The sequence below is a fragment of the Streptomyces otsuchiensis genome (assembly GCF_004305975.1).
Lineage (GTDB): Bacteria > Actinomycetota > Actinomycetes > Streptomycetales > Streptomycetaceae > Streptomyces > Streptomyces otsuchiensis.
The window spans coordinates 1-24,002 of the sequence record NZ_BHZI01000055.1 but is presented as its reverse complement, the minus strand read 5'-3'; the positions used below and the strand labels follow the sequence as shown (position 1 = coordinate 24,002).

At 72.5% G+C, this 24,002-nt stretch carries 20 protein-coding genes; 12 read left to right on the top strand and 8 right to left on the bottom strand.

All coding sequences use genetic code 11. The annotated features are described in order from the left end of the window. Positions 1-239 precede the first annotated feature (239 nt). Positions 240-506 (bottom strand): 30S ribosomal protein S20, encoded by a 267-nt coding sequence (rpsT, locus tag E0D90_RS07910; RefSeq protein WP_103503826.1) that lies wholly within the window; start codon positions 504-506, stop codon positions 240-242. A gap of 312 nt (positions 507-818) precedes the next feature. On the opposite strand from rpsT, the gene lepA reads away from it, so the two are divergent. The 3 genes from lepA to hemW all read left to right on the top strand — a co-directional run bounded on the left by lepA (position 819) and on the right by hemW (position 6,380). Further along, positions 819-2,687: a translation elongation factor 4 gene (gene lepA, locus E0D90_RS07905; protein ID WP_130797150.1), complete on the top strand. Its 1,869-nt coding sequence runs from the start codon at positions 819-821 to the stop codon at positions 2,685-2,687. A 366-nt stretch (positions 2,688-3,053) separates the two neighbouring features. Next, the gene (locus E0D90_RS07900) at positions 3,054-4,940 is read left to right on the top strand and encodes an AMP-dependent synthetase/ligase (RefSeq protein WP_103503828.1); all 1,887 of its coding nucleotides are present in this window, start codon (positions 3,054-3,056) and stop codon (positions 4,938-4,940) included. A 198-nt stretch (positions 4,941-5,138) separates the two neighbouring features. Further along, positions 5,139-6,380 carry a radical SAM family heme chaperone HemW gene (gene hemW / locus E0D90_RS07895; RefSeq protein WP_130797149.1) on the top strand — a complete coding sequence of 414 codons (1,242 nt, stop codon included), beginning with the start codon at positions 5,139-5,141 and terminating at the stop codon, positions 6,378-6,380. A gap of 55 nt (positions 6,381-6,435) precedes the next feature. On the opposite strand, the gene E0D90_RS07890 is transcribed toward hemW, so the two are convergent. Together E0D90_RS07890 and E0D90_RS07885 are read right to left on the bottom strand one after the other, a co-directional pair. Beyond that, complete coding sequence (locus E0D90_RS07890) at positions 6,436-7,263, bottom strand: DUF3097 domain-containing protein (RefSeq protein WP_130797148.1); 828 nt, start codon at positions 7,261-7,263, stop codon at positions 6,436-6,438. A gap of 10 nt (positions 7,264-7,273) precedes the next feature. Continuing rightward, positions 7,274-8,023 (bottom strand): MBL fold metallo-hydrolase, encoded by a 750-nt coding sequence (locus E0D90_RS07885; protein ID WP_130797147.1) that lies wholly within the window; start codon positions 8,021-8,023, stop codon positions 7,274-7,276. A 175-nt stretch (positions 8,024-8,198) separates the two neighbouring features. Between E0D90_RS07885 and hrcA the strand changes: the two genes are divergently transcribed. From hrcA to E0D90_RS07870, 3 genes are all read left to right on the top strand, one after another. Then, positions 8,199-9,215 carry a heat-inducible transcriptional repressor HrcA gene (hrcA, locus tag E0D90_RS07880; RefSeq protein ID WP_103503832.1) on the top strand — a complete coding sequence of 339 codons (1,017 nt, stop codon included), beginning with the start codon at positions 8,199-8,201 and terminating at the stop codon, positions 9,213-9,215. Beyond that, positions 9,216-10,343: a molecular chaperone DnaJ gene (dnaJ, locus tag E0D90_RS07875; protein ID WP_103503833.1), complete on the top strand. Its 1,128-nt coding sequence runs from the start codon at positions 9,216-9,218 to the stop codon at positions 10,341-10,343. It begins immediately after the preceding gene. A 150-nt stretch (positions 10,344-10,493) separates the two neighbouring features. After that, complete coding sequence (locus E0D90_RS07870) at positions 10,494-11,237, top strand: 16S rRNA (uracil(1498)-N(3))-methyltransferase (protein WP_130797146.1); 744 nt, start codon at positions 10,494-10,496, stop codon at positions 11,235-11,237. A gap of 30 nt (positions 11,238-11,267) precedes the next feature. On the opposite strand, the gene E0D90_RS07865 is transcribed toward E0D90_RS07870, so the two are convergent. Both E0D90_RS07865 and E0D90_RS07860 read right to left on the bottom strand, forming a co-directional pair. Continuing rightward, positions 11,268-11,405 (bottom strand): methionine/alanine import family NSS transporter small subunit, encoded by a 138-nt coding sequence (locus E0D90_RS07865; RefSeq protein WP_130797145.1) that lies wholly within the window; start codon positions 11,403-11,405, stop codon positions 11,268-11,270. Next, entirely contained in the window at positions 11,405-13,045 is a 1,641-nt protein-coding gene (locus tag E0D90_RS07860; RefSeq protein ID WP_130797144.1) for a sodium-dependent transporter, read from the bottom strand. Before E0D90_RS07860 ends, E0D90_RS07865 begins: the two co-directional genes overlap by 1 nt. Positions 13,046-13,239: 194 nt before the next feature. Between E0D90_RS07860 and E0D90_RS07855 the strand changes: the two genes are divergently transcribed. The 5 genes from E0D90_RS07855 to E0D90_RS07835 all read left to right on the top strand — a co-directional run bounded on the left by E0D90_RS07855 (position 13,240) and on the right by E0D90_RS07835 (position 20,732). Beyond that, complete coding sequence (locus E0D90_RS07855; protein WP_227870070.1) at positions 13,240-16,542, top strand: S41 family peptidase; 3,303 nt, start codon at positions 13,240-13,242, stop codon at positions 16,540-16,542. A gap of 154 nt (positions 16,543-16,696) precedes the next feature. Beyond that, complete coding sequence (locus E0D90_RS07850; protein WP_130797142.1) at positions 16,697-17,056, top strand: histidine triad nucleotide-binding protein; 360 nt, start codon at positions 16,697-16,699, stop codon at positions 17,054-17,056. A 10-nt stretch (positions 17,057-17,066) separates the two neighbouring features. After that, a complete protein-coding gene (locus E0D90_RS07845; protein WP_130797141.1) occupies positions 17,067-18,020 on the top strand; it encodes a ribonuclease Z in 954 nt (317 codons plus the stop codon). 127 nt (positions 18,021-18,147) lie between these two features. Continuing rightward, positions 18,148-19,641, top strand: coding sequence for an ATP-binding protein (locus E0D90_RS07840; RefSeq protein WP_130797140.1), 1,494 nt, complete (start codon positions 18,148-18,150; stop codon positions 19,639-19,641). Then, positions 19,638-20,732 carry a tetratricopeptide repeat protein gene (locus E0D90_RS07835; protein WP_170214937.1) on the top strand — a complete coding sequence of 365 codons (1,095 nt, stop codon included), beginning with the start codon at positions 19,638-19,640 and terminating at the stop codon, positions 20,730-20,732. The genes E0D90_RS07840 and E0D90_RS07835 overlap by 4 nt, the downstream gene beginning before the upstream one ends. A gap of 43 nt (positions 20,733-20,775) precedes the next feature. On the opposite strand, the gene era is transcribed toward E0D90_RS07835, so the two are convergent. The 3 genes from era to E0D90_RS07820 form a co-directional block, all read right to left on the bottom strand. Continuing rightward, positions 20,776-21,717 carry a GTPase Era gene (gene era / locus E0D90_RS07830; protein WP_130797138.1) on the bottom strand — a complete coding sequence of 314 codons (942 nt, stop codon included), beginning with the start codon at positions 21,715-21,717 and terminating at the stop codon, positions 20,776-20,778. A 124-nt stretch (positions 21,718-21,841) separates the two neighbouring features. Further along, the gene (locus E0D90_RS07825) at positions 21,842-22,189 is read right to left on the bottom strand and encodes a cytidine deaminase-like protein (protein ID WP_130797137.1); all 348 of its coding nucleotides are present in this window, start codon (positions 22,187-22,189) and stop codon (positions 21,842-21,844) included. Between the two features lie 95 nt (positions 22,190-22,284). After that, positions 22,285-23,004: a hypothetical protein gene (locus E0D90_RS07820; RefSeq protein WP_130797136.1), complete on the bottom strand. Its 720-nt coding sequence runs from the start codon at positions 23,002-23,004 to the stop codon at positions 22,285-22,287. 220 nt (positions 23,005-23,224) lie between these two features. On the opposite strand from E0D90_RS07820, the gene E0D90_RS07815 reads away from it, so the two are divergent. Then, the gene (locus E0D90_RS07815; RefSeq protein WP_174856162.1) at positions 23,225-23,767 is read left to right on the top strand and encodes an MOSC domain-containing protein; all 543 of its coding nucleotides are present in this window, start codon (positions 23,225-23,227) and stop codon (positions 23,765-23,767) included. The last annotated feature ends 235 nt before the right edge of the window (positions 23,768-24,002 follow it).

Below are 24,002 nucleotides of genomic sequence, written 5' to 3'. Positions count from 1 at the left end.
GTGACGCCCCCGCTGCCCACGCCGCCGCCCCTCCAGACAGGGTGGCGGCCCGGCAGCACGGCGCCGCGCATGGCGAAGGCCCCGGCTGCCCAGGGGGATCGGGCGGCACGGGGCCTTGGCTGTGTTCCGTTGTGTGCACCGCACCCACGTGGCGAACGTTGGGCGTGTGCGGTGCGCCGACCGCCGTCCGGCGCGGAGAGAGGGGCCGCGGGGTCCGGACCGGCGGGTCAAGCGGTGGTTCAGGCCTTGAGAGAGGCGACCTGCGCGTCCAGCGCCGACTTCTTGTTGGCGGCGTTGTTCTTGTGCAGGACACCCTTGCTGACGGCCTTGTCCAGCTTGCGGCCGGCGGCCTGCGCGGCCGCGGTGGCCTTCTCGGCGTCGCCCGCGGCGATGGCCTCGCGCGCGGCGCGCACGGCGGTCTTCAGCTCGGACTTGACCGTCTTGTTGCGCAGACGGGCCTTCTCGTTGGTCTTGATCCGCTTGATCTGGGACTTGATGTTCGCCACGAATGAGCCTTTGCAGGTTCGGAAGATTCGGTGATGCGGTGAGGCATCGCCCCGGCGGTCCGCCGGGCCGGTGGCCCACCGTGAGTGCCCCCGGCCGATGAGCAGCGGGAGGCACAGTCAGCCAGAGTACCAGTGGCGGGTGCGCGGCTCACAATCGGCCTCGAACGGGGAGGAGCCCCGCTTCCCCGGCGGCCCGCCCGGCTCGCGGCATGGGACGATGGGGGCGACGTATCGCCCCAGTTTCCTGACTCGCCACAGTTCCTTGACCCAACGAGTCGCTGACTCACCGAGCCTCACCGGACAGGACCCCGCGTGCCCGCGACGACCCTTTCGAATGCGCCGGAGCCGAGCCGCACCGACCCGGCCGTGATCCGTAACTTCTGCATCATCGCGCACATCGACCACGGCAAGTCGACCCTTGCCGACCGGATGCTGCAACTGACCGAGGTGGTCGAGCAGCGCCAGATGCGCGCCCAGTACCTCGACCGGATGGACATCGAGCGGGAGCGGGGCATCACGATCAAGTCCCAGGCCGTGCGGCTGCCGTGGGACCACGACGACACGTCGCACATCCTGAACATGATCGACACCCCGGGGCACGTCGACTTCACCTATGAGGTGTCGCGGTCGCTGGCCGCCTGTGAGGGCTGTGTGCTGCTGGTGGACGCGGCGCAGGGCATCGAGGCGCAGACGCTGGCCAATCTCTATCTCGCGATGGAGAACGACCTGACGATCATCCCGGTGCTGAACAAGATCGATCTCCCGGCCGCGCAGCCGGAGAAGTTCGCGGCGGAGCTGGCGCACCTCATCGGCTGCGAGCCGGAGGACGTGCTGCGCGTCTCGGCGAAGACGGGCGAGGGTGTCGCCGAGCTGCTGGACGAGGTCGTGCGCAAGGTCCCGGCGCCGACGGGCGACGCGGACGGGCCCGCCCGCGCGATGATCTTCGACTCGGTCTACGACTCCTACCGCGGTGTCGTGACCTACGTGAAGGTCGTGGACGGCCGGCTCGGCAAGCGCGAGCGCATCCAGATGATGTCGAGCGGCGCCACCCACGAGCTGCTGGAGATCGGCGCCAACTCGCCGGAGATGAAGGCGGCCGACGGTCTGGCCGTCGGTGAGGTGGGTTACCTGATCACCGGGGTGAAGGACGTCCGGCAGTCCCGTGTCGGTGACACGATCACGCTGCTCAAGAACGGCGCGACCGAGGCCCTGGGCGGGTACAAGGACCCCAAGCCCATGGTGTTCTCCGGTCTCTATCCGCTGGACGGTTCGGACTACCCGGATCTTCGTGAGGCGCTCGACAAGCTGCAGCTGAACGACGCGGCGCTGGTCTACGAGCCGGAGACGTCCGCCGCCCTGGGCTTCGGCTTCCGGGTCGGTTTCCTCGGCCTGCTGCACCTGGAGGTGGTGCGGGAGCGGCTGGAGCGCGAGTTCGGGCTGGACCTGATCGCCACCGCGCCCAACGTGGTCTACGGCGTCACGATGGAGGACCGCACCGAGCACACCGTCACCAACCCGAGTGAGTTCCCCACGGGGAAGATCGCGGAGGTGCGGGAGCCCGTGGTGCGCGCCACGCTGATCGCGCCGAGCGAGTTCATCGGGGCGATCATGGAGCTGTGCCAGACGCGGCGCGGCACCATGAACGGCATGGACTACCTCTCCGAGGACCGGGTGGAGCTGCGCTACAGCCTGCCGCTGGCGGAGATCGTCTTCGACTTCTTCGACGCCCTGAAGTCCAAGACCCGCGGCTACGCCTCGCTGGACTACGAGCCGACGGGTGAGCAGTCCGCCGACCTGGTGAAGGTCGACATCCTGCTGCACGGCGACAAGGTGGACGCGTTCTCCGCGATCGTCCACAAGGACAAGGCGTACGCCTACGGCGTCCGGATGGCCGGCAAGTTGCGGGAGCTGATTCCGCGCCAGCAGTTCGAGGTGCCGATCCAGGCGGCCGTCGGGTCGCGGGTGATCGCGCGTGAGACGGTCCGTGCCATCCGTAAGGACGTGCTCTCCAAGTGCTACGGCGGCGACATCTCGCGTAAGCGGAAGCTGCTGGAGAAGCAGAAGGAGGGCAAGAAGCGGATGAAGGTGGTCGGCCGCGTCGAGGTGCCGCAGGAGGCGTTCATCGCCGCGCTGTCCTCCGACTCGGACGGCCCGGCCGACGGCGGCAAGGCCAAGAAGTAGGGGCCGAGAAGTAGGGGCCGAGCGGTGAATGCCTAGCGGTGAATGCCGAGCAGTAGAAGTAGGAGTGGCGGCGGAGACCGCGGCCGGCCGGGCTTCCGTCCGGTGTTCGAGCGCCCCCGCACCGGACGGTGTGGGGGCGCTGCGCGCGTGGGCGATTCGGGTGGACGTGCGGTCGGCCCCGGCGGCGCGCGGCGCATGCTCTGGCCATGGGTGACACGACAGGGCACGGCCAGGCCACAGCCTGATCTCGGAGAGTTCACACCCTTACGCCTGAGCGTGGTCCCCTCTAGTGTGAGCGCAACTTGAGGTTACTTGTGGGTTGGCCGTTGGGCCGGACCTTGTGCAGTGCGGAGCCCGGAGGAAGTCGTGAGCGATAAGCAGAACCCGATCGAGAACCGTCCGCCGTCGATGGCGCACCTGTTTCTGGAGCGGGTCGAGGCGACTCCCGACAAGGAGGCGTACCGGTACCCCGTCGCGACGAAGGGGGACGGGCCCGACGACTGGCGCAGCTACAGCTGGGGCGAGGCGGCCGAACGCGTCTTCGCCATCGCCGCCGGTCTGATGGATCTGGGGATCCGGCCCGAGGAGCGGGTCGCGATCGCCTCCAGCACCCGGGTCGACTGGATCCTCTCCGACCTGGGCGTGCTGTGCGCGGGCGCCGCGACCACCACCGTCTACCCGCAGACCAACGCGGAGGAGACGGCGTTCATCCTGAAGGACTCCGGGAGCCGGATGCTGATCGCGGAGGACGCCGCGCAGCTCGCCAAGGCCCGTGAGCGCCGGGCGGAACTCCCGGAACTCGCCCATGTGATCGTGATCGAGACCGCTGACGCCGTACCGGCCGAGGGCGACCCCGAGGGCTGGGTACTCTCCCTCGCGGACCTCGCCGAGCGGGGCAAGCGGTATCTGGAGCAGCACCCGGAGAGCGTCAAGGAGTCGGTCGCCGCGCAGCAGCCGACGCAGCTGGCGACCGTCATCTACACCTCCGGCACCACCGGCCGGCCCAAGGGCGTCCGGCTGCGGCAGGACTCCTGGTCGTACATGGGGCACGCCATCGCCGGTGTGGAGCTGCTGCACGCCGACGACATCCAGTACCTGTGGCTGCCGCTGGCGCACGTCTTCGGCAAGGCGCTGCTGGCGGGCCAGATCAAGGTCGGTCACGCGTCGGCGGTCGACGGCCGGGTGGACAAGATCATCGACAACCTGCCGGTGGTCCAGCCCACCTACATGGCCGCGGTGCCCCGCATCTTCGAGAAGGTGTATAATGGCGCGGCCAACAAGGCCAAGGACGCCGGTGGCGCCAAGTACAAGATCTTCCTGTGGGCGGCCGAGGTCGCCAAGGAGTACGCCAAGGTCACGCAGGAGAACTTCCGCCGGACCGGTACCGCGAGCGCTCCGCTCGGGCTGCGGATCAAGCACGGCATCGCCGACAAGCTGGTCTACAGCAAGCTGCGGGAGCGCTTCGGCGGACGGATGCGGGGCACCGTCTCCGGTTCGGCCGCTCTCGCGCCCGAGATCGGTTACTTCTTCGCCGGTGCCGGCATCCACATCCTGGAGGGCTACGGGCTGACCGAGACCAGCGCCGCGAACTTCGTGAACCCCAGCGACGCCTACCGGATCGGCACCGTCGGCAAGGCGCTGCCGGGCCTGGAGGTGCGGATCGCGGAGGACGGCGAGGTGCTGCTGCGCGGCCCGGGTGTGATGGAGGGGTACCACAACCTCCCGGAGAAGACGGCCGAGGTGCTGGAGGAGGACGGCTGGTTCCACACCGGTGACATCGGTGAGCTGTCCGACGACGGGTACCTGCGGATCACCGACCGGAAGAAGGACCTCTTCAAGACGTCGGGCGGCAAGTACATCGCCCCCAGCGCGATCGAGGGCCAGTTCAAGGCCGTGTGCCCCTACGTCTCCAACATCCTGGTGATCGGCGCGTCCCGGAACTTCTGCTCGGCGCTGATCGCGCTCGACGAGCTGGCGCTGTCGGCCTGGGCGGCGGAGAACGGCCTGGAGGGCAAGAGCTACGAGGAGATCGTCTCCGACCCGAAGACCACCGCGCTGATCGACGGCTATGTGAAGCAGCTCAACGACGGTCTGCAGAAGTGGCAGACGATCAAGCAGTTCCGGCTGCTGCCTCGCGACCTGGACGTGGAGCACGGTGAGCTGACCCCCAGCCTGAAGCTCAAGCGGCCGGTGGTGGAGAAGGAGTACAGCCACCTGATCGACGAGATGTACGCGGGCAGTCGCGTCGCCTGACCCGGCCCACCACGTACCCCGTACCAGGCACTACCGCACCACCGCGCACGCACAACCGACGCACGCGCCACCGCACGCCGCCCCCGGTCATCGGGAGGCGGCGTGCGGCCGTGTGCAACCGGACACAGCCGCACGCCCGGTGCCCGCCCCCGGGGGTTGCCGTCCGCGTCCGGGGGCGCGGTGCGGGACAATGGGCGCATGCCCTCCGCACTGCCCGACGGCGAAGCCGTGCCCGAAGACGGCTCGCTGCCGCCCGAAGCCCTCGACGGCGCGGCCGGCCGCCCCCTGGGTTTCTATCTCCATGTGCCGTACTGCGCGACCCGCTGCGGTTACTGCGATTTCAACACCTACACCGCCGCCGAGCTGCGTCGTGGCTCCGGCCGGGAGGTGACGCTGGCCTCCCGCGACACCTACGCCGCCAATCTGGTGGAGGAGGTCCGGCTCGCCCGCAAGGTGCTGGGGGACGATCCGCGCCCGGTGCGGACCGTCTTCGTGGGTGGCGGCACGCCGACTCTGCTGCCCGCCGCCGATCTGGTGCGGATGCTGTCGGCGATCCGTGAGGAGTTCGGCCTCGCCGACGACGCGGAGGTCACCACCGAGGCCAACCCGGACTCCGTCGACCCCGCCTACCTGGCGGCGCTGCGCGAGGGCGGCTTCAACCGGGTCTCGTTCGGGATGCAGTCCGCCCGGCCACATGTGCTGAAGGTCCTGGACCGTACGCACACCCCCGGTCGTCCCGAGGCGTGCGTGGCGGAGGCGCAGGCGGCCGGTTTCGACCACGTCAATCTGGACCTCATCTACGGCACGCCGGGGGAGTCCGACGACGACTGGCGGGCCACGCTGGACGCCGCGCTCGGCGCGGGGCCGGACCACATCTCGGCCTACTCCCTGATCGTGGAGGAGGGCACCGGGCTGGCCCGCCGCATCCGGCGTGGGGAGATCGCGCCGACCGACGAGGACCAGCACGCCGACCGCTATCTGATCGCCGAGGAGGCGCTGACCGCGGCCGGGTTCTCCTGGTACGAGGTCTCCAACTGGGCGACGACCGACGCCGGGCGCTGCCGGCACAACGACCTGTACTGGCGCGGCGCCGACTGGTGGGGGGCCGGGCCGGGCGCCCACAGCCATGTGGGCGGGGTCCGCTGGTGGAACGGGAAGCACCCCGCCGCGTACGCGGCGGCGCTGAACGGGGGCCGCTCACCGGGAGTGGGCCGTGAGGTGCTGTCGGCCGAGGACCGCCGGGTGGAGCGCGTCATGCTCGAGCTGCGGCTGTCCGACGGCTGCCCGCTGGAGCTGCTGGCGCCCGCCGGTGCGGCTGTCGCGGCCCGCGCGGTCACCGACGGCCTGCTCGACCCGGCGGCGCATGCCGCCGGCCGGGCCGTGCTGACGCTGCGCGGCAGGCTGCTGGCGGACGCGCTGGTCCGCGACATGGTGGACTGACCGCCGCTCCGGGCCTCCGCCGCTCCCGACCGCCCCCGCCTCGGCGCGCCCCGCCTCAGGGCGCCGCCGTCACATGGTCGATCAGCTCCTCGACCCGGCCCAGCAGTGCCGGTTCCAGGTCCTTGTAGGAGTGGACGCGGCCGAGGATCCGCTGCCAGGCGGCGCCCGTGTTCTCGGGCCAGCCCAGCGAGCGGCACACGCCGGTCTTCCAGTCCTGGCCGCGCGGCACCCGGGGCCAGGCGGCGATGCCGACCGAGGCGGGTTTCACCGCCTCCCAGATGTCGATGTAGGGGTGGCCCACCACCAGCACGTCGTCGCCGGTGACCCGCTCGGCGATCCGGGACTCCTTGGAGCCGGGCACCAGATGGTCGACCAGGACGCCGAGGCGGGCATCCGGTCCGGGGGCGAACTCGGCGACGATCGCGGGAAGGTCGTCGACACCCTCCAGGTACTCCACGACGACGCCCTCGATCCGCAGATCGTCGCCCCAGACCCGTTCGACCAGCTCCGCGTCGTGGCGGCCCTCCACGTAGATCCGGCCGGCGCGGGCGACCCGTGCCCGGGCGCCCGGGACGGCGATCGAGCCGGACGCGGTGCGGGCGGGGCCGGTGCGGGCGGGGCCGGCGGCCGGCCGTACCAGGGTCACCGGGCGGCCCTCCAGCAGGAAGCCGGAAGGCGTCATCGGGAAGACGCGATGCTTGCCGAAGCGGTCCTCCAGGGTCACGGTGGGGCCTTCCGCGGTCTTCTCGCAGCGCACCACGGCGCCGCAGAAACCGGTGGTGACCTCCTCGACCACGAGGTCGCGGTCGGCGGGTACCTCGGGGGCCGGCTTCCGCCTCTTCCAGGGCGGGGTCAGATCGGGTCCGTACTCTCTGCTGCGCACCAGCCAGAGCTTACGTGGCGCCGCCTGCGCCGGGGCGGTGCGCGTGGCCGTCCGCGTGGCCCGTGTCCTCGCCGAAGCGTCGTGCCAGTGAGGTGCGTTGGGCCCGGACGAACGCGGCGTCGACGACCGCGCCGTGACCCGGGACGTAGGCCGCGTCCTCGCCGCCGAGGGCGAGGAGCCGGTCCAGGGCGGCCGGCCACCAGGCCGGGTGGGCGTCCGGGCCCGCCTGCGGCTCGCCCGACTCCTCGACCAGGTCTCCGCAGAAGACGACCCCGGCGTCCGGCACCAGAACTGCCAGGTCGTGGCCGGTGTGGCCGGGCCCGACGTTGACGAGCACCACGCGGCGTCCGCCCAGCTCCACCACCAGCTCGCCGGAGACCTCGTGGTCGGGGCGGTGCAGTGCCGCGGCAGCGGCGTGGGCCGGCCCGGGGGCCGCGCCGTGCCGCACGGCGTCCTCGGCCAGCGCCTCCCGGCCGCCTCCGGCGAGGAGGGCGCCGAGTCCGACGGCGCCGTAGGTCCGAGCGTCGGGGAAGCCGCCGGTGCCCAGGATGTGGTCGAAGTGCGGGTGGGTGATCACCACATGCCGGACCGGCGGCCGGAACATCTCCGACAGCCGGCGGCGCAGCGCGTCCGTGGTGGCGGCGCCGGTGTCGACGACGAGGACGGCGTCCTCGCCGGCGACCGCCCCGACCGTCTCGTCCCAGCCGGGGAGGCGCCGCCGCACGACGCCCGGCCCGAGGTCTTCCCAAGTCCGCTCCATACCGGGACGTTAACCCCAGCGGGCCCGACGGCGGCCGGATTCGCGCGCGATTCGGTACGGGCCGCCCTTTCCCCGACGGTGCTACCCGGCCGTACACTGATGCAGGGAAACTGGCACTCAGGGTTGACGAGTGCCAGTGAGCCGAGCGAGGACGGCCGGACGGGAGGTGCGCGGCATGCTGAGTGAACGCAGGCTTGAGGTGCTGCGGGCGATCGTCCAGGACTACGTGGGGACGGAGGAGCCCGTCGGCTCCAAGGCGCTCACGGAGCGGCACGATCTGCGGGTCTCGCCCGCGACGGTCCGCAACGACATGGCGGCGCTGGAGGACGAGGGCTACATCGCGCAGCCGCACACCAGCGCGGGCCGGGTCCCCACCGACAAGGGGTACCGGCTGTTCGTCGACAAGCTGGCCGACATCAAGCCGCTCTCGTCCCCGGAGCGGCGGGCCATCCAGAGCTTCCTGGACAGCGCGGTCGACCTCGACGACGTGGTCGGGCGGACGGTGCGGCTGCTGGCTCAGCTGACGCGGCAGGTCGCGGTCGTCCAGTACCCGTCGCTGTCACGGTCGACGGTGCGCCATGTCGAACTGCTGTCGCTGGCTCCGGCCCGGGTGATGCTGGTGCTGATCACCGACACGGGCCGCGTGGAGCAGCGTGTGGTGGACTGCCCCGCGCCGTTCGGCGACAACTCCCTGGCCGACCTGCGCGCCCGTCTCAACGCCAAGGTGGCCGGTGAGCGCTTCACCGAGGTGCCGCGGCTGGTCCAGGACCTCCCGGAGTCCTTCGACGCCGACGACCGCGGTCTGGTGCAGACGGTGCTCTCCACTCTGCTGGAGACCCTGGTCGAGGAGACCGAGGAGCGGCTGATGATCGGCGGCACCGCCAATCTCACCCGCTTCGGCCACGACTTCCCCCTCACCATCCGTCCGGTGCTGGAGGCACTGGAGGAACAGGTGGTGCTGCTCAAGCTGATGGGTGAGGCCGGCGACCCGGAGATGACCGTGCGCATCGGCCGGGAGAACGCCCATGAGGGACTGACGTCCACCTCGATCGTGACGGTCGGCTACGGTTCTGGGGACGAGGCCGTGGCGAAGCTCGGCGTGGTCGGACCGACCAGGATGGATTACCCCGGAACGATGGGAGCAGTGCGCGCGGTGGCACGCTACGTCGGACAGATTCTCGCGGAGAAATAAGTGGCGACTGACTACTACGCGGTCCTTGGCGTGCAGCGGGACGCCTCGCAGGACGAGATCAAGAAGGCGTTCCGCCGACTCGCGCGTGAGCTGCACCCGGATGTCAATCCGGACCCGAAGACGCAGGAGCGGTTCAAGGAGATCAACACCGCCTACGAGGTGCTCTCCGATCCGCAGAAGAAGCAGATGTACGACCTCGGGGGCGACCCGATGGGCGGCGCCGCCGGTCAGGCGGGCTTCGGCGGCGGTTTCGGCAACTTCTCGGACATCATGGACGCGTTCTTCGGGACGGCCGGACAGCGCGGCCCGAAGTCCCGGACCAGGCGCGGCCAGGACGCGATGATCCGGCTGGAGATCGACCTCAACGAGGCGACCTTCGGCACCACCAAGGAGATCCAGGTCGACACCGCCACGGTGTGCAACACCTGTGACGGCGAGGGTGCCGCGCCCGGCACCTCCGCGCAGACCTGCGACATGTGCCGGGGCCGGGGTGAGGTCTCGCAGGTGACCCGCTCCTTCCTCGGCCAGGTGATGACCTCCCGCCCGTGCCCGCAGTGCCAGGGCTTCGGCACCGTGGTGCCGACCCCCTGCCCGGAGTGCGCCGGTGACGGCCGGGTCCGCTCGCGCCGCACGCTGACGGTGAAGATCCCGGCCGGTGTGGACAACGGCACCCGGATCCAGCTCGGCGGCGAGGGCGAGGTCGGCCCCGGCGGCGGGCCGCCCGGTGATCTCTTCGTGGAGATCCGGGAGAAGCCGCACGACATGTTCCAGCGGCGTGGCGACGACCTGCACTGCACGGTGACGGTGCCGATGACGGCCGCCTCGCTGGGCACCAAGGTGCCGCTGGAGACGCTGGACGGCGTTCAGGACATCGACATCCGGCCCGGTACCCAGTCCGGCCAGTCGATTCCGCTGCACGGCCACGGCGTGACCCATCTGCGGGGCAACGGGCGGGGCGACCTGATCGTCCACGTCGAGGTGCAGACGCCGCAGAAGCTCGACGCCGAGCAGGAGGAGCTGATGCGGAAGCTGGCCGAGCTGCGCGGCGAGGAGCGCCCCTCGGGGCAGTTCCAGCCGGGTCAGCAGGGCCTGTTCAGCCGTCTCAAGGACGCCTTCAACGGGCGCTGAGTACCATCGGGCCGCCCCGCGCGCGGACGCCTCGGCGTCCACGGCGGGGCGGCTCTCCGCGTCGGTCGGCGCCTGTCGGTGCGTGACCGCCGTGTCCCCTGTCCGTGCGGCGGGCATCCCGCCCCCGCGAGCCACCCGGAGCGCTGCGCCATGACGGCACCGGTATTCGTCCACCCGTCGGTCGCCGAGGCGGAGGTCGGCGGCGACCTCTGGCTGGAGGGGCCCGAGGGCCGGCACGCCGTCTCGGTGAAGAGGCTCCGGGCCGGCGAGGAGGTCGTGCTCACCGACGGCCTGGGCGCCGGTGTGCGCGCCGTGGTCGCGGAGGCGGCGGGCAAGGACCGGCTGCGGGTCACCGTGGGGGAGCTGCTGAAGGAACCGGAGCCGGCGCTGACCGTCACCGTCGTGCAGGCGCTGCCCAAGGGGGACCGGGGCGAGGTGGCGGTCGAGACGATGACGGAGACCGGTACGGACACCGTCGTCCCGTGGGCCGCCGCCCGCTGTGTGACCCGCTGGAAGGACGAGCGGGGCGCCAAGGCGCTGGCGAAGTGGCGGGCGACGGCGCGTGAGGCCGGTAAGCAGTCCCGCCGGCTGCGGTTCCCCGAGGTCGCCGGTCCGCTGTCCACGCGGCAGCTGCTGCCGGTGCTGGCCGCCGCCGATCTGGCCGTGGTGCTGCACGAGGAGGGTGCCGAACCGCTGGCGACCACCCCGCTTCCCGAGTCCGGCCGGGTGGTCCTGGTGGTGGGCCCCGAGGGCGGGATCGGCGCCGACGAACTGGCCGAGCTGACCGGCGCGGGGGCGCGGCCCTGCCGTCTCGGCCGCAGTGTGCTGCGCACCTCGACGGCGGGTACCGCCGCGACGGCGGTGCTGCTCACGCGCTCCGGCCGCTGGAACTGAGGCCCGCCCGCGCGATGTCCGGCGCGGCGGTCACCGGGGTGCGGTCGTCGCTTCCGAGTCCTCGCGCTGCATGTCCGGGAACCGGTACACGTTGATGAGTGCGGTGATCATCCCGCCCCAGACCAGGGCGATCGAGACGATCATCATGATGACGGCGCTGGTGGACATCAGCTGCTCTCTTCCGACGTTCCGTCGTCGGCCGGACGGGGGCCCGGCCCTCGGCCCTGGCGGCCGTGCTCGGGGGCGTCCTCGATGCGCGGCGGCACCCGCGGTACGTCGGGCGGCGTGCCCGCCGGCTGGGGTACGTCGTCGCCGGGGCCGTTGCCGGGACGATCGCGGGGCCGGCGAAGGAGTGACAGCAGGACCCCCGCCAGCAGGGCGGCGCCCGCGACACCCCAGCCCGCCCACAGCAGGAACGAGGTCGGGTAGTCCTCGTAGTTCCGGGACAGCTCCTGACGCAGGCTGTCGACCATCATCCAGCCCAGGACGAGCGGTGTGACCACACCCAGGCACAGCCGCCACCACACCCCCAGGCGGACGCTCGACGTCGCGTCGGCCTCCGCTTGCTGCCGGGGCAGTCGCCGCAGCACCCAGGACACCACGATGAGCGAAACGAGTGCGGCGAGGGCCACTCCGTAGGCGTTGATGAAGTGGTCCGCGGCGTCCAGCAGGTACAGGCCGCCATCGGTCGCGAACAGCCCGGTGGAGACGACGGTCAGCGCGATGCCCACGGAGACGACGGTCCGGATCCGGCCCATCCCGGTGTGCTCCTCCACCGCCGAGACGATGACCTGCACGATGCTGATCAGCGAGGTCAGCCCCGCGAAGACCAGGCTGCCGAAGAAGAGCACGCCGAAGAAGGCGCCGAGCGGCATCTCGGAGATGATCTGCGGGAACGCGACGAACGCCAGCCCGACGCCCTCGCTCACGACTTCGTCGACCGCGAGTCCCGACCGGGTCGCCATGAATCCCAAGGTGGCGAAGACGCCGATGCCCGCCAGCAGCTCGAAGGAGGAATTGGAGAAGCCGACGGCCAGCGCTGAGCCCGTCAGGTCGGCACGACGTCCCAGATAGGAGGCGTAGGTGATCATGATGCCGAAGCCGATGGAGAGGGAGAAGAAGATCTGGCCGTAAGCGGCCACCCAGACGCTTCCGTCGCTGAGCGCGCCCCAGTCCGGTGTGAAGAAGGCGTCCAGGCCGACCGTCGCGCCGTCCAGAGTCAGCGCGCGCACCACCAGGACAACGAAGAACACGACCAGAAGCGGAATGAAGATCTTGTTCGCCCGCTCGATCCCGCGCCGCACTCCCAGAGCGAGAATCACCAGCGCGCTCAGCCACACCGCCAGGAGTGTCCAGGCGACACCGGGCACGAAGGACGAGATGGTGCCTGGTGACTCCGCCGTCTCCAGGAAGGAGCTGAAGAAGCCGTCAGGGTCGTCGCCCCAGCTCTCGGTGAAGGAGAAGCCCACGTAGCGGACCGCCCACGCGAGGATCACCGCGTAGTACGACGCGATCACGAAGCAGACCGCCACCTGCCACCAGCCGATCGCAGCAGCCGGCCGCCACATGCGCCGGAAGGCACCCGGCGCCGAGGCCCGGTACCTGCGCCCGATCGTGTACTCCAGGATCAACAGGGGAATGCCCGCCGTCAGCAGGGCGATCAGGTACGGCAGCAGAAACGCGCCGCCGCCCTTCTCGTACGCCACCGCCGGGAAGCGCCAGATGTTCCCCAGCCCCACGGCCGAGCCGATCGCGGCGAGCAGGAATCCCGTGCGGGTGCTCCACTGCTCCCGAGGCTGTGCGGACATCTGACCGCCTCTTCTCCGTCCGGGTACGGGGGAGCGCGCGCCTTTCCCTTCACGCTGGGGGCGCGCCCTGCTCTGGCACGCTAACAGCGAGGTGGCGGCGCCGCCCGGCACCAACCCGAATGCTCGTCCGAACGGGTTGCCGAGGTCGCGAAACCCTCTTGGCCCGGGCGTGTCCGGCTCGTAGGGTCGAGCGGGTGAACTCACCTTCCTACCTTCGCCATCCCCACCTGCGCGGGGACGTGCTGACCTTTGTCGCCGAGGACGACGTGTGGGCGGCCCCGCTGAACGGCGGGCGCGCCTGGCGGGTCAGCGCCGACCAGGTCCCCGCCTCCTCGCCCCGCATATCCCCGGACGGCAGCCTCATCGCCTGGACGTCCACGAGGGACGGCGAGCCCGAAGTGCACGTGGCCTCGGTGGACGGTGGGCTCGCCCGCCGGCTGACCCACTGGGGCAACCCCTCCACCGCGGTCCGGGACTGGCTGCCCGGCGTGGACGGAGGGCCGGACGAGATCCTGGTCGTCACCGCCCATGGGCAGGCGAGTGCCCGCCGCACCTGGGCGCACGCGGTGCCCGCCGACGGCTCACCGGCGCGGCGGCTGCCCTACGGCCAGGTCGGCGGCGCCGCCCCCGGGCCCGGCGGCGCCGCGCTGCTCGTCTCCGCCGGACAGAGCCGGGGTCGCGACGCGGCCCGCTGGAAGCGGTACCGCGGCGGTACCGCCGGCAAGCTGTGGATCGACACCGAAGGGTCGGGCCGGTTCCACCGCCTCCACGCCGACCTCGACGGCAATCTCGAATGGCCGATGTGGGTGGGTGACCGGGTCGCCTTCCTCTCCGACCACGAGGGCACCGGTGCCGTCTACTCCTCACTGCCCGACGGCACCGGCCTGCGCCGGCACACCCCGCTGGACGGCGGCTACGCCCGCCAGGCCGCCACCGACGGCGAGCGCGTCGTCTACGCCCGCCGCGGCGTGCTGTGGGTGCTCGACGACCTCGACGGTGCCGAGCCGCGCCGCCCGGAGTTCCGCTTCACCGGTCAGCGCACCGCCCGTCAGCCCCACCCCGTCCGCGCCGCCGCTCACCTCGGCGCGCTCGCCCCCGACCACTCCGGCCGGGCCAGCGCCATCGAGACACGCGGCACCGTCCACTGGGTCACGCACCGGGAGGGACCGGTCCGGCCGCTCTCCGCGGAGCCCGGCGTCCGTGCCCGGCTGCCCCGCGCCTTCCGTGTCGAGGGCGACGACGGGGTGGCGGTCGACCAGGTGGTGTGGGTGACCGACGCCGAGGGCGACGACGCCCTGGCCGTGGGGCCGGCCGCGCCCGGACCGGACGCCGCCCCACCACGGCTGCTGGCCGGCGGGCTACTGGGCCGGGTCCTGGAACTCCAGGTCTCCCCGGACGGCACCCATGCCGCCGTCGCCTCCCACGACGGGCGCGTCCTGCTGGTCACCCTGGCCGACGAGAGGGTCGCGGAGCTGGACCGGTCGCGGCACGGTGACGCGGACGGTCTCGCGTTCTCCCCCGACTCCCGCTGGCTCGCCTGGTCCCATCCGGGCCCCGACCCGCTGCGCCAGCTGAAGATCGCCGACATCGGCGACCGCACGGTGCGGGAGGCCACGCCGCTCCGCTTCAAGGACTACGCGCCCGCCTTCACCCAGGACGGCAAGCATCTCGCGTTCCTCTCCGAGCGCACCTTCGACCCGGTCTACGACGCACACGTCTTCGACCTGACCTTCACCACCGCCTCCCGTCCGCACCTGCTGACCCTCGCGGCTCACACCCTCTCGCCGTTCGGCCCGCAGCCGCACGGCCGGCCGTCGGGAGCCGGCGACGACGCGGACGACACCCCGCGGCCCACCGGAGAAGCGGAGAACGACGGCGCGGCCGAGGACGGTGCCGGCGCCTCCGGCGGCACGACCCCGCCGCCCACCCGCATCGACTTCGAGGGGCTCGCCGACCGCGCGGTGCCCTTCCCCGTCGACGCCGGCCGCTACAGCCTGCTGCGTGCCTACTCCGGCGGCGTGCTCTGGCTGCAGCACCCGGTCAGCGGGGTGCTCGGCACCTCCTACGCGGATGCCGAGGACACCCCCCACACCGCCCTGCGCCGCTATGACCTGGGTCGCCGCAAGGCCGGCACGGTCACGGAGCGGGCCGACGACTACGAGGTCACCGGGGACGGGCGGCACGTCCTGCTGCGCGCCCGCGGGCGGCTGCGGCTGGTCCCGGCCGACGCGGACGCCGACAAGCTGGAGAACGACGACGACCGCAACGTCCGCGTCGACCTCTCGCGGGTGCGTCTGACCGTCGATCCGGCCGCGGAGTGGCGGCAGATGTTCGACGAGTGCGGCCGGCTGATGCGGGACAACTTCTGGCGGGCCGACATGGGCGGCCGGAACTGGGACGCGGTCCTCGCGGAGTACCGGCCGGTGGTCGAGCAGGTCGCCACCCACGACGATCTGGTCGACCTGCTGTGGGAGGTCGTCGGCGAGCTGTACGCCTCGCACGCGTACATCATGCCCCGGGGGCGCCACACCGCCGCCGCCCGGCGACAGGGCCTGCTGGGCGCCGACCTCTCCCGTCACGAGGACGGCGGCTGGCGCGTCGACCGGGTGCTGCCCTCGGAGAGTTCCGACCCGAAGGCCCACTCCCCGCTGACCGCGCCCGGCGTGGCGATCCGGGCCGGCGACGCGATCGTCGCGGTCGACGGCAGGCCGGTCGATCCGTCCGCCGGGGTCGCGCCGCTGCTGTCCGGCACCGCCGGCCAGGCGGTGGAGCTGACCGTGGACCCCGGGGACGGCGGCGCACGGCGGCAGACCGTGGTCGTCCCGATCGACGACGAGGCGCCGTTGCGCTACCACGACTGGGTGCGCAGCCGCCGGGAGATCGTGCACGAGCGGTCCGGCGGGCGGCTCGGCTACCTGCACATCCCGGACATGATCAGTTCCGGCTGGGCGCAGCTCCACCGCGATCTGCGGACCGAGGTCGGCCGTGAGGGGCTGGTCGTCGACGTCCGGGAGAACGGCGGCGGCCACACCTCGCAGTTGGTGATCGAGAAGCTGGCCCGGCGGATCATCGGCTGGGACCTGCCGCGCGACGCGGAGCCGGACAGCTACCCGTCCGACGCCCCGCGGGGGCCCATCGTGGCGCTGAGCAACGAGTTCGCCGGTTCCGACGGCGACATGGTGACGGCCGCGATCAAGACGCTGAAGCTCGGGCCGGTCGTCGGCACCCGGACCTGGGGCGGCGTCATCGGCGTCGACATGCGGTACTCGCTGGTCGACGGCACCGGGACCACCCAGCCCAAGTACGCCATCTGGCTGAAGGGGCACGACTGGGGCGTGGAGAACTACGGTGTCGAGCCGGACATCGAGATCCCCATCCCGCCGCAGGACTGGGTCGCCGGGCGCGACCCGCAGCTGGACGAGGGCATCCGCTTGGCGCTGGCGGCGCTGGAGCACACCCCGGCCCTGCAGCCGCCCGGCCTGCCGGAGCTGCCGTAGCCGCCGCGAGGCCACGACCGCCCCGGGTGACGCATGTTTCCTGACGGTGTGTCGGGCCATGGTGACGGGCTCGGTGCCCACCGCACGCGCGGTGGGCACCGAGCCCGTCGTGCGACATCCACCCCGGCCCCGCGCAGCCGGTACCATCCCGTGCATGGCTGGAGAACCGCAGGCGGACTGCCTGTTCTGCAAGATCGTGGCCGGCGAGGTCCCCGCGACGGTGGTCCGGGAGACGGAGACGACCTTCGCCTTCCGGGACATCAACCCGCAGGCTCCCACCCATGTGCTGGTCATTCCGCGCGCGCACTACCCGGACGCGGTGGCGCTCGCGGTCGCCGAGCCCGCGGTCGCCGCCGACGTGCTGACCGTCGCCGGGCAGATCGCCGAGGAGGAGAAGGTGGCCGGCACCGGATACCGCATCGTGTTCAACACCGGTGCCGGAGCGGGCCAGACGGTGTTCCACGCCCACGCCCACGTCCTCGCCGGGCGCGGTCTGGCCTGGCCTCCCGGCTGACGCGCCGCCGGTGTCAGCACGCGAACTGGTGGTGCTCGGGACGGCCAGCCAGGTGCCGACCCGCCACCGCAACCACAACGGCTACTTCCTGCGCTGGGACGACGAGGGCATCCTCTTCGACCCCGGTGAGGGGACCCAGCGGCAGATGCTGCTCGCGCAGGTCAGCGCGCACGACCTGACCCGGCTCTGCGTCACCCACTTCCACGGCGACCACTCGCTGGGGCTGGCGGGGGTGATCCAGCGGATCAACCTGGACCGGGTCCCGCACCCGGTCACCGCCCACTACCCGGCCTCGGGGCAGCACTTCTACGACCGGCTGCGCCGTGCCACCGCGTACCGGGAGACCGTCCGGATCGCGGAGCGGCCGGTGGGCGCACCGGCGGTGGCGGACGACGCGGGGCGGACCGCCGACGGAGGCGCGGCGCTGCTGCCGGTGGCGCGGACGGGCACGTTCACCCTGGAGGCCGCCCGCCTCTCCCACCCGGTCGACGCCTACGGCTACCGGCTGACCGAACCCGACGGGGTACGGATGCTGCCGGACCGGCTCGCCGCCCACGGCGTGCACGGACCGGACGTGGGACGTCTCCAGCGCGAGGGGTCCCTGCGGGGCGTCACCCTCGCGGAGGTCAGCCGGCCGCGTCCGGGGCAGAGCTTCGCGTTCGTCATGGACACCCGGCTGTGCGACGGCGTCTTCGCGCTGGCCGAGGGGTGCGACATGCTGGTGATCGAGTCGACCTTCGTGGACGAGGACGTCGCGCTCGCCCGTGAGCACGGCCATCTGACCGCCGGTCAGGCGGGCCGGGTCGCGGCGGAGTCCGGGGTACGGCACCTGGTGCTCACCCACTTCAGCCAGCGCTATCCCGACCCGGCGGTCTTCGGCCACCAGGCGCGCGCGGCGGGCTTCGACGGCGAGCTGACGGTCGCCCGCGATCTGCTGCGGGTGCCGCTGCCTCGCCGCGGCTGACCCGCCCGGGCCGTGCCGCATCCGCGCGGGGCGTGGCGGAAGGGGTCCCGCCAGGCCCCGGCCGGCTGAGACAGCCCTGATACGGAGCTGCGGCGGAGCTGTTCCAGGGCGCCCGTAGGATGCCGTCATGCCAGAGGAATCGCCCCTGATACGCAGCCTGAGCAATGCCGTCGAGGCAGCTCCGGACGATGTGCCGCTGCGGCTGCACCTCGCCGGTCTGCTGCTCGACGAGGGACGGCAGACGGAGGCGATCGGTCACCTCGCGCGGGTGCTCCAGGCAGCCCCGGACGTCGCCGAGGCCCGTGAGCTGATGGCACGAGCGGTGGGGACTCCCGCTCCTGCCGCTCCTCCCGCTGCCCCTGCTCCTCCCGCCCCGGTCGCGGCCGAGCCGCCGCCCGCCGAGCCGGCCGTGGCCGCCGAACCCGCTCAGGAGCCGGTCGTCCCGACGGTGAAGGCACGGCCGACGGCCACCGAACCCGCCGTCCCGGTGATTCCGGTCGCCGCCCGGCCCGCGCCGGAGCCCGTTGACGCCGCGCCCCCGGAGCCTTCCGTGCCCGCCCCGTCCGCGCCCGAGCCCGCTCCGTCCGCGCGGCCTTTCGACTGGCGCAGCGCCGAGCAGGAGATGGCCGACGTGGTGGAGCCCCGCTTCGTCGAGTCCTCCGGCCGGGACGACGAGGACGAGGGCGGCCCCCGGCTGGAGGAGCCGCTGCGCGCCGACGGCGGTGGGAGTGGCGGCGACTGGGAGGTGGAACGGAGCGCCGACCTGCGTCTGGACGACGTCGGCGGCATGCAGGAGGTCAAGGACCGGCTGGAGTCGGCGTTCCTGGCGCCGCTGCGCAACCCCGAACTCCGCAAGCTCTACGGCAAGAGTCTGCGCGGCGGGCTGCTGCTCTACGGCCCGCCCGGGTGCGGCAAGACGTTCATCGCGCGCGCGGTGGCGGGCGAGCTGGGGGCCAACTTCCTCTCCGTGAGCATCAGCGACATCCTGGACATGTACATCGGCAACTCTGAGCGGAACATCCGGGAGATCTTCGAGACGGCCCGGCGGAGTTCACCGTGCGTCCTGTTCTTCGACGAGCTGGACGCCCTCGGCGCGAAGCGCAGCATGACCCGCAACTCCGGGATGCGGAACACCGTCAACCAGCTGCTCACCGAACTGGACGGCGTCACGGGCTCGGCCAACGACGGCGTGTTCGTCCTGGGCGCGACCAACCATCCGTGGGACGTCGACACCGCGCTGCGCCGCCCGGGCCGGTTCGACCGGATGCTGCTGGTGCTGCCGCCGGACCAGCCCGCGCGGGAGGCGATCCTCAGCTACCACCTGCGGAACCGCCCGATCACCGGGGTGGATCTCGGCAAGCTGGCCCGGCGAACCGAGGGGCTGTCCGGGGCGGACCTGGCCCACCTGTGCGAGGCGGCCGCCGAACGGGCGCTGATGGACTCGGCCCGGTCCGGAGAGGTGCGGATGATCTCGATGAAGGACCTGCTGACGGCGGCCAAGGAGGTGCGGCCCTCCACGGACCCCTGGTTCGCCACCGCCCGCCATGTCGCGATGTTCTCCAACGAGGGCGGGACCTACGACGAGCTGCTGCACTTCCTGAAGCGGGCGCGGAAACTGTGAGCGAGACGCCCGTCGACGGCCGGCTGGCCCGGGCCCAGGCGCTGGTCGAACTCGGACGCACCGCGGAGGCGGTCCCGCTGCTCAGCGAGACGCTGGCGGCGGAGCCGGAGCACGCGGGGGCGTGGCGGCTGCTCGCGGTCACCCAGATCGAGGCGGGCGACGCGGCCGGTGCCCTCCACAGCACCCACCAGGCGCTGTCCCAGGACGGCGAGAACGCGTCCTCCTGGCAGATCCGCGCGCTGGCCGAGGCCCGCGCCGGCAACCTGCCGGCGGCCGAGTGGGCAGCCGGTCAGGCCGTTCGGCTGGCACCGCAGAACCACCGCAACCACCTGATCCTGGCCCGGGTGCTGGCCGGTGTGCCCGGCAGGCTGGAGGACGCCCTGGCGGCGGCGCGGGTCGCGGTCGGGCTGGCTCCGGCGGAGGCGGATCCGCATCTGCTCACGGGGCAGATCGCGTACAGCCTCCGCCGGCGCGAGGAGGCGGAGAGCTGCTTCCGCAGGGCCCTGGAGATCGACCCGGCCAACGCCGAGGCCAGAAACGCCATCGGGGCGCTGTGGACCGGCCGTTTCCGGAGCCGCCGACGGCGTTTCGGTGACGCGCTGGACGCCTTCGCGGGTGCGGCGGCCTCGGACGCGGACGACCCGAACTCGCGGTTCAACCTGCAGGTGATGCTCTGGAACCTCGCCGCGAAGAGCCGGTGGATCGGGTTGCTGGGTCTGTTCGTCGGGCTGATCGGCGCCGCGTCCTCGGGCGCGGGACAGGGCCGTACCCCGGCGCCGGGCGCCCTGGTGCCCCGGCTGGTCGCGGCGGCGCTGATCCTGACCGTCGTGGGCCTGTGGCTGCTGCGTGTCCGGCACCGTGTCCCCGGGCACCTGCACTCGATGCTCGTCCGGGTCGCCCGGCACAGCTCACCGGTGGCGTGGATGGTCATCGGCGCCGCCCTGCCCGCGGTGGCCGGGCTGGCGCTGGTGCTGGTGCCCTGGAGCGAGCCGACGATGCTGCCGCTGGCGATCTTCCCGTCCGTGTTCGGGATGATCCTCTGCTACTGGACCTCCCGCACCGCACTGGCCAACCACCGCCCGCCCGGCTAGAAGGCGCTCCTGCGGCTCCCGCCGGGGGGGCCGCGGCCTCCGCTCAGAAACCGAGGCGGCGCAACTGCTTGGGGTCGCGCTGCCAGTCCTTGGCGATCTTGACGTGCAGGTCCAGGAAGACCGGCGTGCCCAGCAGCGCCTCGATCTGGCGGCGGGAGGTCGTGCCGACGTCCTTGAGCCGCTTGCCCTTGGGACCGATGACGATCCCCTTCTGGCTGGACCGCTCGATGTACAGGTTGGCGTGGATGTCGAGCAGCGGCTTGTCGGCCGGCCGGTCCTCGCGCGGCAGCATCTCCTCGACGACCACGGCGATGGAGTGCGGCAGTTCGTCGCGGACGCCCTCCAGCGCGGCCTCCCGGATCAGCTCGGCCACCATGACCTGCTCCGGCTCGTCGGTGAGGTCGCCCTCCGGGTAGAGCAGGGGGCCCTCGGGAAGCAGCGGCACCAGCAGGTCGCTGAGGAGCTCCAGCTGCTGGTCGGCGACGGCGGAGACCGGCACGATCTCCGCCCACTCGATGCCCATCTCCTTGCCGAGCTGGTCCACGGCGATCAGCTGCTCGGCGAGGGCCCGGGGGTCGACGAGGTCGGTCTTGGTGACCACGGCGATCTTCGGGGTGCGCTTGATGGAGGCGAGTTCCTTGGCGATGTAGCGGTCGCCCGGTCCGATCTTCTGGTTGGCGGGGAGGCAGAAACCGACCACGTCCACCTCGGCCCAGGTGGTGCGCACCACGTCGTTGAGCCGCTCGCCGAGCAGGGTGCGCGGCTTGTGCAGCCCGGGGGTGTCCACCAGGATCAGCTGGGCGTCCGGCCGGTGCACGATGCCGCGCACGGTGTGCCGGGTGGTCTGCGGCCGGTTGGAGGTGATCGCGACCTTCGTCCCCACCAGCGCGTTGGTCAGGGTCGACTTGCCCGCGTTGGGGCGGCCGACGAAGCAGGCGAAACCCGAGCGGTGCGCGGCCTCGGGGGTGGCGGGGGAAGCAGTCATGCGGGCCATTCTCCCCGATGCCGGGGGTGCCGCGGCGCGCCGGTCACGCCACCCGTCACCGCCCCGGCCACGCCGCCGGTCACCGCCGAGGTCACGCCGCCGCCCGCCTGTGCCGTGCCCGGGCTCAGCCTGCGGTGCGGGTGGTGCGGAGTTCGCCGTCGGTACCGGCCAGCAGGACGGGGGTGGCCTCGCCGCCGAGGTCGCGGACGGCGGCCAGGTCCTCCGCCGGGAGCTCCGCGGCCTCGGACACCACGGCCGCCGCCTCCAGGGAGGCCGCTCCGCTGGCCACGGCCATCGCCACGGCGGTGCGCAGGGCGCTGAGCCGCAGCGAGGGGAGGGCCACCGTGCCGGCGACGTAGGTCCGGCCCATGTCGTCACGGACCGCCGCGCCCTCCGGCACCCGGTTCCGGGCGCGGGCGCTCCGGGCCAGGGTGATGATCTTGCGGTCCTCGGGGTCCAGGGCGTCAGTCATGGACCGAGCTTACTTCCGGGACCGCCGGCGCCGCCCGGGTCCCGGCCGCGGTGGGCGGCGCCCTCCGCGGCCGGTCGGGAGCGGGCAGGGGCCGGTCAGAGGTCGGTGCCGGAGATCCCGGACGGGGGCTCCGGGGTGCGGCCGTCCGCCACGTCCTGGAGCTTCTCGACGGCGCGCTCCACCATGGGCTTGAGGTCACCGGTGCCGGGGTCGTCCCGGCCCGCCTGCGCGACCATCACCGTGTGCTCGCCGACGCGCACCAGCGCCGCCTCGGCGAGGACCTCCGGGGCCTGCTCGCTCTCCTGCTCGCGCTCGAAGCGGACCGAGGCCACCTCGTCGGCGACCGAGTCGTCCATGGTCACCGTGTCAGCCTCGCCGCTGCGGTAGACCACCGTCAGCTCCGAGGGGCCGTGTCCCGCGCCCTCCACGGACTCGAAGGAGTCGCACTCCTCGCCCGCCCGCCGGAAGTCCTCCATCGCGGCGCGGGCCTCCTCCTCGCCGCCGTGACCGGCGGCGGTGGTGGTGACGAAGGGGCCGCTGAAGCTCCGGGCGAAGCCGGTGCTGGCGGTGGTCGGCGCGCTGCTGTCGAAGAGGCCGCCGCATGCCTCGTCCTGGGGGGTGGGCACCCCGATGCCCCGTTGCTGCTCGGCCTCGGCGCTGTCCACGGCCCAGTCCTCGGGGAAGTCCATGTGGTCGAGCAGCGCCTGGCGCAGCTCGTCCTCGTCCAGCGCGTCCGCCGAGGCGCTGGAGCCCGCGGCCGGCAGCAGCAGTGCCGCTCCGGCCGCGCCTATCACCACTCGCAGTTGCCATCGCATCCCCCCATCGGACCACCGGTCCCCGGGGCCCGCCACTCGGCCGGGCGCCGGGGCGGGCCGGGGCCCATGGCCGCCGGGATTCGGAAGCGCTGGTTCCGAATGCCGCCTCCGACCAGCGGTTCCGTCGCCCCCCACCGCCCGGCAGCCGTCCGGGGGGCGCCGCCTAGACTGACGATCCGGTCGTCATACCGGGCTTCACGCCGAGGAGGGGGTCTCCACCATGGTCGGGACAGTGGAAGCGGTCAGCAGTAACGCTGCGTATTCGTTCAGCAAGCCGAACCGGGCCGACATCAGGCTGCTCACCGGGCTCGGCGTCGAGGGGGACGTCCACGCCGGAAAGACGGTCCGGCACCGCTCGCGCGTAGCCCGCGACCCCTCGCAGCCCAACCTGCGGCAGGTGCACCTGATCCACCGGGAGCTCTTCGACCACGTCGCCGAGGCCGGTTTCACCGTCCGCCCAGGTGAGCTGGGGGAGAACGTCACCACCCGCGGCATCGACCTGCTCGGGCTGCCGGTCGGCACCCTGCTGCGTCTCGGCGACGAGGCGGTGGTGGAGGTGACCGGGCTGCGCAATCCGTGCCACCAGATCGACGGCTTCGCCACCGGACTGCTGAAGCGGGTGGTCGGGCGGGAGCCCGACGGCACGCTGGTGCGCAGGGCCGGGATCATGGGGGTCGTCCTCGCCGACGGCACGGTGCGCCCGGGCGACCGCATCGTGGTGGAACTGCCCGACGGACCGCACCGGCCGCTCGACCGGGTCTGAGCCGGGAGCCACCGGTACCGGAGGTGGAGACCGCCCGTCCCCGGGTACCGGTCCTGCCCGCCCCGCGGTGTGCGACGCCACCCGGACGGTGGAGGACCCGCCGGGCGCCCCGTTCGTAGTGTTCTCGGCACGTCGTCTCAACGCCCTTCTCCGCGAAGGATGTTGAGCAACGCTGCCTGCCCGTGGGCCTGTCGCCGAACCACCCCGGCCGCCCTCCGGCGGCCCCCGCCCGGCC